This is a genomic window from Tamlana flava, assembly GCF_041287255.1.
GTDB lineage: Bacteria > Bacteroidota > Bacteroidia > Flavobacteriales > Flavobacteriaceae > Tamlana > Tamlana flava.
Map to the genome: position 1 here is coordinate 294,062 of NZ_JBGGTX010000003.1, position 14,205 is coordinate 308,266.

The 14,205-nt window shown below is 36.1% G+C and carries 10 protein-coding genes; 2 read left to right on the plus strand and 8 right to left on the minus strand.

Annotated elements, in window-relative coordinates; translation table 11 throughout:
- The first annotated feature begins 20 nt into the window (after positions 1–20).
- Positions 21–752 (plus strand): head GIN domain-containing protein, encoded by a 732-nt coding sequence (locus ACB104_RS10430; RefSeq protein WP_370478508.1) that lies wholly within the window; start codon positions 21–23, stop codon positions 750–752.
- A gap of 73 nt (positions 753–825) precedes the next feature.
- Here the strand turns inward: ACB104_RS10430 and ACB104_RS10435 are convergent, their stop codons facing one another.
- The 3 genes from ACB104_RS10435 to ACB104_RS10445 form a co-directional block, all read right to left on the minus strand.
- On the minus strand, positions 826–1,413 hold the full coding sequence (locus ACB104_RS10435; RefSeq protein ID WP_370478510.1) for a YceI family protein: 588 nt from the start codon (positions 1,411–1,413) through the stop codon (positions 826–828).
- 122 nt (positions 1,414–1,535) lie between these two features.
- A complete protein-coding gene (locus tag ACB104_RS10440; protein ID WP_370478512.1) occupies positions 1,536–2,801 on the minus strand; it encodes a hypothetical protein in 1,266 nt (421 codons plus the stop codon).
- Between the two features lie 34 nt (positions 2,802–2,835).
- Complete coding sequence (locus ACB104_RS10445; RefSeq protein ID WP_370478513.1) at positions 2,836–3,420, minus strand: YceI family protein; 585 nt, start codon at positions 3,418–3,420, stop codon at positions 2,836–2,838.
- Positions 3,421–3,644: 224 nt separating this feature from the next.
- Between ACB104_RS10445 and ACB104_RS10450 the strand changes: the two genes are divergently transcribed.
- Positions 3,645–4,472 carry a GIN domain-containing protein gene (locus tag ACB104_RS10450; RefSeq protein WP_370478515.1) on the plus strand — a complete coding sequence of 276 codons (828 nt, stop codon included), beginning with the start codon at positions 3,645–3,647 and terminating at the stop codon, positions 4,470–4,472.
- A 21-nt stretch (positions 4,473–4,493) separates the two neighbouring features.
- On the opposite strand, the gene ACB104_RS10455 is transcribed toward ACB104_RS10450, so the two are convergent.
- The 5 genes from ACB104_RS10455 to ACB104_RS10475 are packed head-to-tail and all read right to left on the minus strand — an operon-like array spanning position 4,494 to position 13,873.
- Positions 4,494–7,058, minus strand: a complete 2,565-nt coding sequence (locus tag ACB104_RS10455) for a M1 family metallopeptidase (RefSeq protein WP_370478516.1) — start codon at positions 7,056–7,058, stop codon at positions 4,494–4,496.
- 11 nt (positions 7,059–7,069) lie between these two features.
- Positions 7,070–8,605 carry an aminotransferase class V-fold PLP-dependent enzyme gene (locus ACB104_RS10460; protein ID WP_370478518.1) on the minus strand — a complete coding sequence of 512 codons (1,536 nt, stop codon included), beginning with the start codon at positions 8,603–8,605 and terminating at the stop codon, positions 7,070–7,072.
- Positions 8,606–8,616: 11 nt separating this feature from the next.
- A complete protein-coding gene (locus ACB104_RS10465) occupies positions 8,617–10,575 on the minus strand; it encodes a protein-disulfide reductase DsbD family protein (protein WP_370478520.1) in 1,959 nt (652 codons plus the stop codon).
- 13 nt (positions 10,576–10,588) lie between these two features.
- Positions 10,589–11,035, minus strand: coding sequence for a protein-disulfide reductase DsbD domain-containing protein (locus tag ACB104_RS10470; RefSeq protein WP_370478522.1), 447 nt, complete (start codon positions 11,033–11,035; stop codon positions 10,589–10,591).
- 21 nt (positions 11,036–11,056) lie between these two features.
- Positions 11,057–13,873: a M16 family metallopeptidase gene (locus tag ACB104_RS10475; protein ID WP_370478524.1), complete on the minus strand. Its 2,817-nt coding sequence runs from the start codon at positions 13,871–13,873 to the stop codon at positions 11,057–11,059.
- Between the last annotated feature and the right edge of the window lie 332 nt (positions 13,874–14,205).

The window sequence follows — 14,205 nt, forward strand, 5'->3', positions numbered from 1 at the left end:
AAATCAAAAAACAAACAGTTATGACAACATTAATCAAAATCATCGTAGCATCCATATTAAGCTTATCGCTTTTTTCATGTAATTTCGATATCAACCTCAGCTCAGGTGTGCGCGGAAACGGAGAGGTTGTTACAACCGAAAGACCTGTTAATGAACCCTTTTCAACCATAAAAGCCAATGAAGGCCTGGATGTTTACCTAACACAAAGTGACATTGAAGCCATTAGGGTTGAGGCCGATGAAAACCTTCAAGACCTTATTCTTACTGAAATTGAAAATGGAGTATTAAAAATCCATTGCAAAAAACAAATTGGCAAAGCTACCTCCAAAAAAGTAAATGTGAGCTTCAAGGACATCTCTAGCATAGAATCAACAAGTGGAAGCGATGTTTATGCAACCAACACCATTACCGCTGAAAAACTAGATTTAAAATCAACAAGTGGAAGCGATATGAACCTTGATGTAAACACTTCTATCTTAAATTGTGAATCAACAAGCGGAAGTGATATGCGTTTATCTGGAAGAACCTCAAAACTTATTGCCGAAGCAACGAGCGGAAGTGACATTAAAGCGGCCGATTTAATAGCGGACTCCAGTGCAGTAAAAGCAACAAGCGGCGCAGATATTACGGTAAACACTAAAAATTCATTAACCGCAAAAACAAGCAGTGGCGGAGATATTTCATATTACGGAAACCCCAGCACGGTTGACAAAAACAAGGATGTATCTGGCGGACACATAAAGAGAAAATAACACAAAACCAACCATAAAAAAAGCTCCAAACATCTGTGTTTGGAGCCTTTTATTTTATTAGTGAGCAAAGTGTCTAACTCTCTTCTTCTTGCACTACCAATTTAAACTCTATTCCAATTTCGTTATCTACCGAAATGAGTCCGAAAAATTTCTTGGGCGCCGTGATATGAAAATCGGTCAAACAAATATCAACATGGCCATTTATGAACATATTGTCTTTTTCGTCCAAATTCACTGGGATAACATATGGTCTTTTTACCCCAGCAATTTCAATATCTACAAAAACTTCAACATTGGTGTTTTCCTCCAAGCTTTTAATCTCTTTTAAAACCAAATTAATTTCAGGATATTGATGAGATTTTAAAATATCTTGAAAGTCATTGTTTATTGCCTTTCCGCCACAATCAAAACAGTTGTTGTTTAAAACCAAAACAGTTTTGTTAAATACCATTTTACCGTTTTCCAAATGATAGTTTACCGGAATCGGGTTTTTAAATTTGGTAACATTATAAATACATTTAAAGGTATTAACATTGGTTGTTCCTTTTACAGATAAAGAACTTTCTGGCTCAATATTTACCTCTGTGCTTATAAAAAAAGCATCTTTGCTCGTAAAGGCCAGAGCCGCCATAATAAAGACCAAAAACAAAATCCGTTTCATCACCCAATATTTATAATGTTTTTATACTATAAAATTAAAAAAACAAGTCTCAAAGTGCAATTTTAGGGAATAATTTTTGACTTATTTGTGCACTAAGAGACTTGTTACAAAATTTAGTTTAACTAAAAGCTAATCGCTGCTTCTAGCATTATACCTTTAAATTTGCCACCTGCATGAATATCAGCAGCTGGATAATCTTTATAAGTTTGCTTTACATACTCAGCTTTCATTAAGACATTTTTGGTCATAAACCACCCAGCACCAAATTGATATCTGTTTACGCTAACGTCGTCACCACCTTGAAGTTCTCCGCTAACATTGTTGTAACGTGCGCCTATGTAAAGGTTTTCTTGGCTGCCAAATCTGTATAATAATTCACCAGCAACTTGAGTCCAGCTTCTATTATCGGTTTCAGCTATTTTTTTACCTTCTGCATACTCAAAAACACCGAAGAACTCTAAACCTTGATATTTTAAGAATGGGTTTATCATTATAGCTGTCATTTCATTTTTTAAATCAGGATTAATTCTACCTCCTCTAAAACCATCACCGTTGCCATCAACATCGGTCATTACTGAATAATAACGTGACCCAGCTCTATCCCCACTGTACAAATAGATGCCTCTGGCATTATTATGAGCACTGTGGAATAATGATCCTGTTAAACGGAATCTAAAGTCGTCATTGATTTGGCTATCATATCCAACTTTTGCTAAGAATGAAGGACTTGTTTGATCTTTGTCTGTTACGTTTTGATTAAGTTTACCATTGGTAATTCCAACCATTCCAAGCCAACCATCACAGAAATAATAAAACTCTGCACCAACTTCAGTTGTGAATGAATCCATTAAATAGTTTCCGACAAATGGGTTATACAAAGTCATGGCATTATCACTTCTTCTAAAGTGCGTATCACCATAGTTGTTTTCCATATGCCCAATTTTAATTCTGGCATGTTGCATAAAATTACCTAAAAAGCCTTCACTTACAAAGTCTAAATTATCAATTTGAAAATAACCACCTTTTACATAAGTTTCGGTATGGTGTTGTGATGACAAGTAGGTACGTAAGTGCATTCTAACTCCTTTTGCTATGGCTAAATCTAAATCTAAATTAGCAGTTGCCAAGTTAAAGTTGCTACCTAAATCTATTAGATCTGGAGTACCATCGTGATCTTGACTTAAACCTTGAAATTGAAGTGTTGATGCTCCTCCAATTCTAAGTTTCACACTTTCAAAGGTTGAAGCTGAATCTTTTTTAGCCTCAAAATCGTTTATGCCTCTTTGGTCAGGCTGCCTGAAATTATCCAAGTCTCTGTTCTGAGCATAAAAACTCAGACCAGTAAATAAAGCTATTGCTAAAATTGCATGTTTAAATATTTTTTTCATGATTTTTAATTTTAATTGTTTGTTAATTTGGTTTTTATTTAAGTACTGTTGAAAATTCAATTGTTATATCGTCTCCGGTTGTAATGGTACCGAATAGGGCCTTGGGTGGGTCTATATTAAAATCGGTCATTTTAATTTTTTTGTCTCCCGAAATTTTAATTTTTGATCCCACAACATTCATATCAAAATCTAGCGAAATGCTCTTTTTTGTGCCTGCTATAGTCAGGTTTCCCATTGTTTTTACCGAAAAAGTTCCACTTCCTTTGGCAACCACCTCTTTTACTTCGGTTAGTTGAAACGAAATGTTTTTGTGGTCATCAGTTTTTAAAGCTTTATAAGTGTTTTTGTCCATTGAGGATTTTCCACTTTTCAAGCTCTCTGCAACTATAGATACTGAAAGGCTCTCAATTCTTCCCGCCTCAATATCTGAAAAGTTAATTTTACCACTTTGCTGTTCTGCCGTAACATGCCAATCGTGCAAACTTGAAGTACCCAAAACCTTTAAGGAGGATTCTGGATTGTTCAATTTAAACTCCTGTGCTTGGGTTAAATTGACCGATATAGCCAAAAAAGCAAGTATGGTTAAAATTGGTTCGTTTATTTTTTTAATAAGGTTCATTTCAAAGTCATTTATTAATTATGGTACAAAGTTCGATACCAAACGTAATAAAGAATATGATTTTTGTCATAGATTAAATAATGTTTGAATGAAGTGATTGAATATAAGAAATTGTTTACTTTTTTGAAACTAAAATAGTACTTATCATTTGGTGTTTTGGTTGTAAAGTGACTATTTTTATGCAGAATGGGTCTAAATTTATTATGACCCTTGAATATAAAAATATGAAAAATTATTTAGTAAGTTTACTACTATTAGTGGTATTCAACTCCATTACCGCGCAAGAAAAGGTTAAAGGCAATAGAAATGTTACAACCGAAATAGCTGATATTAGCACATTTCACACCATTGCCCTTGATGAAGATTTTGAAATTGAAATTATTTTTAACCATAATCCTACTGTTGAAATTGAGACCGATGAAAACTTACATGAGTTTATTGAATTTCAAGTTATTGATAATGTCCTTACCTTTAACAATAAAGCACGAATAACTTCAAAAAAAGCATTGAACATTAAAGTCGCTTATAACAATACATTAAAATATATTAAAACCGCTGATGATGCTGAAATTCTGGCGTTGGCGACCATGGATTTACCTAGCTTGAAGGTAAACGCAATAGGTTCTTCAAAAATAGGCCTGACGGTACAAACACCCCATTTTGACTTTGAAGCAGACGATAAAGCCAGGTGTAAACTCAATGTAACGAGTGAAAATTGCAGCATTCATTTGAGTGGAACTAGCAAATTGGAAGCCCTAATAAATACCCCAAACTTTTTGGCAACGTTCTATCAACGTGGAAATGCCATAATAGAGGGCTCTTGCAATTTGGCCAAAATAGATTTAGATAACAGTTCGCAGTTTAACGGTAAGAACTTCACCATAAATTCTTGTGATGTTACCTGCAATATTGGTAGCGATGCCTACTTAGAAGTCATGGAAAACATAACTATTGAGGCTTCGGGAACCAGCAGTATTTACCTGTACGAAAACCCGAAAATTGTTATCAATAAAATGACGGATACATCGAAACTTCAGAAAAAAGTAAAATAAGTTGTTCGGTAAACTAAAAAACTACATTTTCCATAATTCTTGAACCCGATATAAACCATCGGTAGATTGCAAAAGTTTATTTTTAAGCACTGGGCTAAAATCTGGATTATCGTTCAAAAATTCTTTGAGCACTTGATTTGCCTCTCCGGAAGTATAATAACCAACCGTAACATCTAGCCAACCTTTCGGAAAAAAGATGTCTCCCGTTAGTTGTATTTCCTCAACCAAATCCAAATAAAACCTTAAATGTTTTTTAGCTGAATCTTGCCGTAATGGGTGGTTAATATTACTTAAGGCAGATAAAACCCAAGATTCCTTTTCCCTATTTTCTGGTTTTGAAAGTGATTTCACAAAATCATCGCGAACCAATTCATCGTTTGACAGTGATGGAAGCAAAAACTCAAAACGTTTTTTTCTGTCGGCGTTCGTTATATCTTCCTTGGCCTTACTTAAAATTTCCTCTGCTTTTTCGTGATTATAAATAGCCAAAGTACCTGCCAAACCCGTATAATCGCTTTCGTTTAGTTTTAGACTATCGATGGTCGAGGTTTTATTCCATATATTATACAGAAAATCTTTTCCTATTTCAGAATAGGCTATGCTTTGGTATAAATAAAACACCGTTTTCTTAATGCTCGGGCTCAGATTTTCATGTAAACGTTCCTTTAAAATACGTTCCAATGGTTGTTGCATTTTTTCGCGCTGTTCAGCCCATAAATACATCCAAAAAATGCTTCCTATTTTACTAGAAATTAAATTAACAATAAGTTCTTCATCTTCAACTTTAAATCCTTTGATGAATTCGTTGAGTGCCACCATAGGAGCGACATTTCCATTCAACATATTTTCGTATAAATTAATGTATGCGTAACCACGGGCCACATCATCTTTAATGTTAGAAATACTTGAATTGGAAAGATCAACAGGAAATACGCCATAACCTAACCCATCATAATTATAAACGATAGCCTCAGGTTTGGGCATGCCAACAAACTTGTTTAAAGTTGTTTTTTTATCTTTTATTTCAACGGAAATGGTATGCACTGAATCTGGATAAACAAACCCTAAACCGAAAGCCTGTCCCCATAGTTTAGCACTTCCGTCCTCAGACTTTTGAGCGATTTCGAAATTTGCGATTTTTCCATTCTCGTAAACAACTTTATCCGAAATTATAGGGCGCCCTGGTTGGTTTACCCAAACTTCACTCCATTGTTTTAAGTCAATGGGCGTTTCATTGTTCAGCAAGTCTACCAAATCATTCCAATCGGCATTATCATTGGCATAAGTTTTAATATAATTACGCATACCTTTTTTGAATGGCTCATCACCCATAATAGACTCCAGTTGGCGCATCATAATGGGTGCTTTATGGTATATAATGTTGCCGTAAAGTGTTCCAGCATTTTTTAAATTATCCAGTTTTTGACGGATTGGTGTTGCTCCCCGAGTTCGGTCTTCACTGTAAGCACTTGGGTAATGCGATGTTAAAAAACGTAATTCGTGATTTATTTCTGGGAAAGAACCATTTACTATTTTATCGGCCATAAAGTTGGCAAACACTTCTTTTAGCCAAACATCATCAAACCATTTCATGGTCACCAAATCTCCATACCACATATGTGAGGTTTCGTGGGCTATCAATTTTGCCCTATTCAAAAGACTTTCTTGCGTGGCACTTTCATCTAAAAAAAGTGAAGATTCCCGGTATTGAATTGCTCCCACATGCTCCATTCCCCCATATTGAAACCCCGGAATTGAGGCGAAATCCATCTTTTGGAACGGAAAATTATATCGGGTATAATCTTCTAAAAAATCGACCGACTCTTGATGCAACTTAAAAATTCCATCAATGCTTGCATCAATTTTAGCTTGGTCATTTTCCCTATATAATAAATTCATTTCCATGCTATCAGGCTTCTTGGCTACTTCTTGAAATTCACCCGCCACAAATGAAAATAGGTAGGTACTCATCTTGTCTGAAACGCCATAAACATACTTTGTAAAATCACCCAGCACTTCCTTTTGCGTTAAAGGTGCACCACTTAAAACCTTCCAAGACTTTGGAGCTATAATATCCAACACATACTTAGCCTTAATATCGGGCTGATCAAAACATGGAAACAGCGTGCTTGCCCTATCGGGAACCAACAAAGTATACAAATAATCTTCGTTTCTATTAAGCGATTTTTCCCCGGCATCAAATAAAACGTCAACTGTATTCTCTCCTTTTTTCAAATACTTTTTATCAACAATAAGATGCTCCTTTTGATGATTTATTGGAATGCTATCGCCATTGGCCTGTACATGTTTTATATGCGATTTGTCCTCGTTAAAATCTAAAATTAAAGGATACTCATTATTGGATAAATCCACATTTAACTCAAGTTTTGAAGCAATGGATTCTTCTTTTTTTAAGGGAATGTGGAATGATAAATGATAAACAACATCAGAAACTTGCTTTTTTCTAAAAGCCGCCAAATCTTGTGAAACGCCTTCAGCGAATAACGCATCATTTTTAGGTTTGGGATTACATGAAAACAGCGTACTAAAGATGAAAACAAAAAACAGTTTCTTCATGTCTATCATAAAACAACTATTTAAGAATTGCCTGAATTGAACCAACTCTGGGTAATTTCAGATTCAATGGATTTGTTACTGTTGTGCACAAACTCATTCTTGGCCGAATTATAAGTATAATCGTTTCCCCATTCTTTGAAGTTTTCGGCCACTTGATTAATGGCATCGCAAATAAATCGCACTTCGCTATTGGTCATCGTGGGGTGAATGGACATGCGTATCCAACCCGGACGCTCAATGAGGCAACCTTCCAATATTTTTTTCTCTATGGATTTTGAGGTTATTTGATCCACATTCAACAAATAATGTCCATAGGTACCAGCGCAGGAACAACCACCTCTGGTTTGTATGCCAAACCTGTCGTTTAGTAACTTCACCACCAAGTTGTAGTGCGCTTCATCAATGTAAAAAGAAATGACCCCTAACCTGTCTTTGTGGTCTGGAGCTAGAATCTTCAAGTTATTTATTTTTGATAATCTATCAAAAATAACAGAAACCAATTCGTGTTCCCTATCCAAAATATTCTGCACGCCCATTTCTTCTTTCAATTTAATGGAAAGTGCTATTCTAATAGCTTGTAAAAAGCCTGGCGTTCCTCCGTCTTCACGAGTTTCAATATCATCAATATAATCATGGTCACCCCAAGGATTGGTATAATTTACGGTGCCACCTCCCGGATTGTCCGGCACTAAGTTTTTATATAATTTTTTATTAAAAATCAATACGCCAGATGTACCCGGACCACCCAAAAATTTATGAGGTGAAAAGGTAATGGCATCCAAATATTCTTCTTCATTTTCTGGATGCATATTTATCTCCACGTACGGTGCTGAACATGCAAAATCAACAAAACACAAACCGTTGTTTTGATGCATGATTTTGGCAACCTCGTGATAATTTGTCCTAATTCCTGTAACATTGGAACAGCCCGTTATGGCGGCAATTTTTATAGGTATATGGTTATATTCCTCAAGCAAATTCCTTAGGCTATCCAAGCAGGGCAGACCTTCACTATTGGATGGAATGACTACAACTTTGGCGATAGTTTCAATCCATGACGTTTGGTTTGAATGGTGCTCCATGTGGGACACAAAAATTACCGGTCGCTTTTCAACAGGAACTTCGGTATGGTCTTTAAGGTTTTCATTAAGCTTAATGCCTAAAATACGCTGAAATTTATTTATAGCTCCCGTCATACCCGTTCCAACGGTAATCAATATATCATCCTTTGAAGCGTTAACATGCTTTTTGATGATGTTCCTAGCATCATGGTAAGCATGTGTCATCACACTGCCTGTAATAGACGTTTCAGTATGTGTATTCGCAACAAAGGGACCTATTTCATTTAAGAGCTTTTCTTCTATGGGACGGTATAAGCGGCCACTTGCTGTCCAATCAGCATATATGATTTTCTGTTTTCCGTAGGGCGATTCGAAAGTCAAATCCAACCCAACAACATTTTTTCGAAAAGGTTCAAAATAGGCTTCCAGATCAAAGTTGGAAGTTTTTGTTCCCCAAGGATTCGACTTTTTCAAAGAATTTTCAGTAACGCTCATCGTTCCTTGTTTTACTTAAATTTTGAAATACCTTCCTTCAGCCAATCATAATATTCATCAACATCAGGCGTGTAGGCTGCCGGATCTATCAAGTTTTCCTCATTATGGTCCATTAAAACGTAAAAAGGCTGGGAATTAGCATTATAACGAGATGCTTGCAAATCCCCCCATTTATCTCCATAGTCCTTCCAATACTTTCCAGGTTTTAGAGTATATTCCCTTATTTCGTCTTCTGGTAAAGCTTTAGGGTCATCAACATAAAGAGATATCAATACGACATCGTTCTTTAGAACGTCCAATATTTTTGGCTTCACCCAAACATTTTGTTCCATTTTTCTACAATTTACACACGTGTACCCTGTAAAATCTATCATAACCGGTTTATCCACTTTTTTAGCATAGGCCAAACCTGTTTCATAATCTCTGAAAGCCATTATGTTATGTGGCGCCATCAAATGTGCTCCTTCTGGCAAACCTTCGTGGGCATCGGAAGTAGATGCTCCCGCAGCCTTTATTGACCCAACCCCGTATGGTGACTCACTATAATCATGAGGAGGAGGAAAAGCACTAATCAGGTTGAGTGGCGCACCCCAAAGCCCTGGAATCATATAAATCGTAAAGGCTAATGTAAGCAAACCTAAACTCAACCTTCCTACCGAAATATGGCTCAAGGGTGAATCATGTGGCAATTGAATTTTACCAAAAAGGTAAAACGCCAACGCTCCAAAAATGGCAATCCAAATCGCAATGAAAACCTCTCTTTCAAGCAAATGTAATTGCAATACATAATCGGCATTTGATAAAAATTTAAATGCCAGTGCCAGTTCCAAAAATCCGAGCACAACTTTAACCGTGTTTAACCAACCACCTGATTTGGGAAGTGAATTTAACCATCCAGGGAATGCAGCAAATAAAGCAAATGGTAACGCTATTGCTAACGAAAAGCCAAACATACCGATGATGGGTGCCAACCCTCCTTTTGAAGCGGCTTCAACCAATAAAGTTCCAACAATAGGCCCTGTACATGAAAACGATACAATGGCTAGTGCCAATGCCATGAAGAAAATACCAATCAACCCACCTCTATCGGCCTGACGATCGACTTTATTTGCCCAAGAATTTGGCAACATTATTTCAAAAGCTCCTAAAAATGACACTGCAAAAACAACTAACAACAAGAAGAACACCAGATTAAACCAAGGGTTAGACGCCATGGCGTTAAGGGCATCTGCTCCAAAAATTGCTGTAACAGCCGTACCCAAAAGCACATAAATAACTATGATACAAATCCCATAAATAATGGCATTTTTTATACCTATAGCCTTATTTTTACTTTGTTTGGTAAAAAAGCTAACCGTCATCGGTATCATTGGAAAAACACAGGGCGTTAACAATGCCGCAAATCCTGATAAAAAAGCCACAATAAAAATAGACCACAAACCTCTTTTTGATTTTGGTTCTTTGGAATTCCCAGAATCCTCTGTCTTAATTACTGTTTCAGTTACATTCGCTCCTGAATTACTTGAAACTTTAAAAACCAAATCAACCTCCGTTGGGGGCAAGCATTTTGTATCATCACAAACCATAAACTCTACAAATCCGTTTATAGTTTCTACGGCTTCCTTAACTTTAATTTTTTGTTTGAAAACGGCAGTTCCTTCAAAGAATTTAATCTCCATTTCAAATACTGGGTCGTTGACGGTGTGCCCCTCATCTTCCGTTGTATTGCCAACGATTTTGAATGTGCCTTCACTGTCATCATAAATAAACGATGTTGGGATTGGGCCACCTTCTGGCACATCTTGAGAATATAAATGCCATCCTTTATCAATTGTGGCTTTAGAAATCAAGTTGTATTCTGTATCTGAGATTTTTTCAATATCGGTTGACCATTTTACGGGCTCAAATACTTGCGCAATTACGTTTACAGAAAATATGAATGCTGCGAGTGCAAAAAGAAACTTCTTCATTACGTGCTGTTATTTATTTTACGTTGAACTTCAAATCGACTTCCGTAGGCGGTAAACATCTACTGTTATCGCATACCATAAATTCCACTGATCCATTGACGACAAATGGCGCCTTTGATTTCAGTTTTATGCGTTGTTTGAAATCGGCTTTAGTTTCAAAATACTTGATTTTCATTTCAAAAATAGGGTCATCAATGGTATGTCCTTCTTCTTCTGAGGTATTTCCCTTTTTTAGATAATTGGTGTTACCTTGATAGCTAAAACTTGTTGGAATTGGCCCATCTTCAGGCACGTCTTGTGAATACAAGTGCCAGCCAGCATCAATCGTAGCTGTTGCAACAAGCTCGTACTCTGAATCTGAAATTTTATTTACAGACGTAGTCCACTTTACGGGTTCCAATATTTGTGCCTGCCCAACAAAAGTTGTGATTAAGGCTAGAACTAAAACTAATTTTTGCATTTTTTTGAAGTTATTTATTTTTTAAACTTTTTGTTTTGGCTTAAAGATTATTTCATACGACTTTCCTCCGTTAAGAACCTGCTTCGCTATATTTTGAATATCCTTTTTTGTCATTTCGTTTACAATATTCTCAAAGTTTTTGGGATCGTTCATGTTTTCACCAAACCTGAAATACCTTATAAGCAATTGCATATCAAACCCATTTTTATCTTCGGCTTGTTCGCGTTCCTTTAAAAAGTTTGTCCGTGTTTTATTTAAATCGTCTTCATTGATTATGCCATCAGCTATTTTTTTCAATTCGCCGTTTACAATATCTGCTAATTTATCAGCCATATCCGGATTACAATCAAACCTAAAAGCCACATAAGCCATCGATTTTGGCTCCCTGCTAAAACTTGCCCCTGCGTAAGGACTATAGGCTCCCCCTTCAGATTCCCTCACGGTTTCATTAATGCGCAACTGCAAAATATCTCCCAAAATACCTGTGTAAATTACATTTTTTCTAGAGAATGGCATCTCTTTTTTATAGGCAATATCCACTCGTGCTTTAGGATCCTCCATAGTTAGATAAATATCTTTATCCATATTGTTTGCAACCCATTCAGCACCATTGTCTTTATAATTTTCCTTTTTTGCATTTGTTGGAATACTCGCTATATATTGCTCTAACAGCGGTTTTAATTGCTCTTCTGATACATCACCAACAATGAAAAATTCAAAATCGGAAACATCGGTAAATCGGTCTTTATAAATGGTTTTTATTTTTTCAAATGAAATGTCATCAGCATAATCCTGATTGAAAATACGTTCCTTTGGATTGTTTTTACCATACAATGCAACAACCAAACTATCGCGCATTTGCTCATTGATGTTTTTACTTCTTCTGATTAAATAACTATCTATATTACTTTCCAAAACCTTGTAAGCATCGGCATCAAAACGTGGTTTTACAAAATATACATGTGCCATTTGCAACATAGTTTCAACATCTTTGGTGTTTGAACCTCCAAAAAGTGACTCTTCAATGTCATCCAAACCTATTCGAACGCTTGCAGTTTTTCCTGCTAAAACCTTTTTTAAATCCGTTGCACTAAAATCGCCTAAACCGGACATTTGCACCAAACTTCCAACCAAATTAGCTGATGGTAAATCATCATCACTTAAAAGTGATATACCTCCGTAACTCATGGCCTGCATGGCCACTTTATCCTTTTCTTTGTCCACAAATTTATAATGCACTTTCACACCATTGCTCAGTGTAAATGTGGTTGAACCAACCACCTTGTCGTCCACTGATTTTACGATTGAACCTGGTACAATGTTTAAATCTGACACTAAAGTTTTACCTGCCAAAGATTCTGTATAAGGTTGCAAGGCCTCATCGTTCTCTATAGCTTGAATGATTTCCTTTGCTTGTTCCTCGGTTAAATTATCTTGACCTTCAACTCCTGTAACATTTAAAAATCTGTTGTTTTCTGTGTAAAGCTTCAATAAAGTGCTGTGCAATTCCTCGAGGGTGATATTGGCGAAAATTTCTTTCGCAATCTCATATTCTTTTTCAATATCTGTTATGGTACTATTTTCCAAGAAATTGTTTTGAATCGCTCGTTCTATTTGCCCGTGATTTTTATCATCATTTTTGGCAATTTCGTTTTCATATGAAGTTTTCAAATTGGCAATGGCCCTATCGAGTTCAGCCTGGATAAAACCAAACTTAACGGCTCGTTGCACTTCGGTCATCACCTCTTTAAAGGCCTCCTTTTGCTGATTTGGTTTTGGATAAACCGAAACATACAAATAGTTGGATGCCCTAGACAAACCTGTGTACCCAATTCTAACTGCCAAAAAAGCAGCATCTGGTTTTAGGGCGATTTCTGAAACCCTTGATGATAACATGCTGGTTGCCATAGACTGTAATAAACTGCGTTTTAAATCCGCTACAGTTTCATTTTCCAAAGATTTTTTGTGGCGAATGCCAAAATTTATGGATGCTGAGGACACTTCGGGGTCTGTACCCAAACTGAAACCCATTTTGGTGTTTTCGGGTATGTCTACAATGTAACGTTCCTTAGGGTTTTCAACGGCTGGAATATTTGAGAATTTATCTTTTATTTTTTGTTCTACTTCTTCCTCATCTATATCACCAATTATAGCAATAGCCTGCAAATCGGTTCGGTACCAATCGTGATAAAAATCACGGAGCGCCTTATATTCAAAGCCTTCAACAACAGACATTAACCCAATGGGCATTCTGTTGGCATATTTAGAGTGGTTATACGAAATAGGCATTGAGATTTTCCATAACCTTTTTTGCCCGTTTTGCCCTGAACGCCATTCTTCCTTTATTACACCACGCTCTGCATCAATTTCTTCATCTGTCAGCAATAAATAATTGGACCAATCGCGCAAAACGGTTAAACAGGTATCAATCAAATTATCTTTTGTCGGAATATTGTTAAGGTTGTAAACCGTTTCATCAAAACTGGTGTAGGCATTAATGTCCTTTCCAAATACGGCCCCGTGCTTTTGAAGTGTGTTTAAAATACCTTTTCCAGGGAAACTTTCAGTACCGTTAAAAGCCATATGCTCTAGAAAATGCGCTAAACCCTGTTGGTCGTCGTTCTCTAAAATAGAGCCCACATTTTGAATGATATAATAACTTGCTGCCCCTTTAACCACATCGGTACTTTTAATATAATAGGTCATTCCGTTGGGCAATACACCCTTTTTTGTGGTTGTGTCTGTGGGCAATAAATCTTCATAATTAAGCTTTTGCCCCTGACCATTTAAGGCTATTGCGACAAAAAAAGAACATGTAAAAACAAGAATGCGTTTCATTGAATTAATTGTTTAATGGGTAAAAATAAATTTTTAACTGTCGGTATCATTTTATTTAAGATACTTTTAATAAAAGAGGACCGCTTTGTCCAGCCCTCTTCTTGATTTCTCTTCATATATAGAGTGACTAATTCAAATATGAATAAAACTAAAAGCATAGTCTTTACATATCTAGATGTTCTATTTAAACTTTACCCCTATTAATAAAATGTTAAAATTCAATTTTAAAATATATCACTAATGGAAAAGACAATCATTGTCATACATTTATAAGACGCCTTAACACAAGAGAAGAGGGACAAAATGCTAAATATGCCACAATTGTCTGGAAA

Bases quoted from the DNA above. Each gene is read 5' to 3' on its own strand.
- ACB104_RS10455 (WP_370478516.1), bottom strand. From the start codon at position 7,058: ATGATAGACATGAAGAAACTGTTTTTTGTTTTCATCTTTAGTACGCTG.
- ACB104_RS10470 (WP_370478522.1), bottom strand. From the start codon at position 11,035: ATGCAAAAATTAGTTTTAGTTCTAGCCTTAATCACAACTTTTGTTGGG.
- ACB104_RS10430 (WP_370478508.1), top strand. From the start codon at position 21: ATGACAACATTAATCAAAATCATCGTAGCATCCATATTAAGCTTATCG.
- ACB104_RS10440 (WP_370478512.1), bottom strand. From the start codon at position 2,801: ATGAAAAAAATATTTAAACATGCAATTTTAGCAATAGCTTTATTTACT.
- ACB104_RS10460 (WP_370478518.1), bottom strand. From the start codon at position 8,605: ATGAGCGTTACTGAAAATTCTTTGAAAAAGTCGAATCCTTGGGGAACA.
- ACB104_RS10465 (WP_370478520.1), bottom strand. From the start codon at position 10,575: ATGAAGAAGTTTCTTTTTGCACTCGCAGCATTCATATTTTCTGTAAAC.
- ACB104_RS10445 (WP_370478513.1), bottom strand. From the start codon at position 3,420: ATGAACCTTATTAAAAAAATAAACGAACCAATTTTAACCATACTTGCT.
- ACB104_RS10435 (WP_370478510.1), bottom strand. From the start codon at position 1,413: ATGAAACGGATTTTGTTTTTGGTCTTTATTATGGCGGCTCTGGCCTTT.
- ACB104_RS10450 (WP_370478515.1), top strand. From the start codon at position 3,645: ATGAAAAATTATTTAGTAAGTTTACTACTATTAGTGGTATTCAACTCC.
- ACB104_RS10475 (WP_370478524.1), bottom strand. From the start codon at position 13,873: ATGAAACGCATTCTTGTTTTTACATGTTCTTTTTTTGTCGCAATAGCC.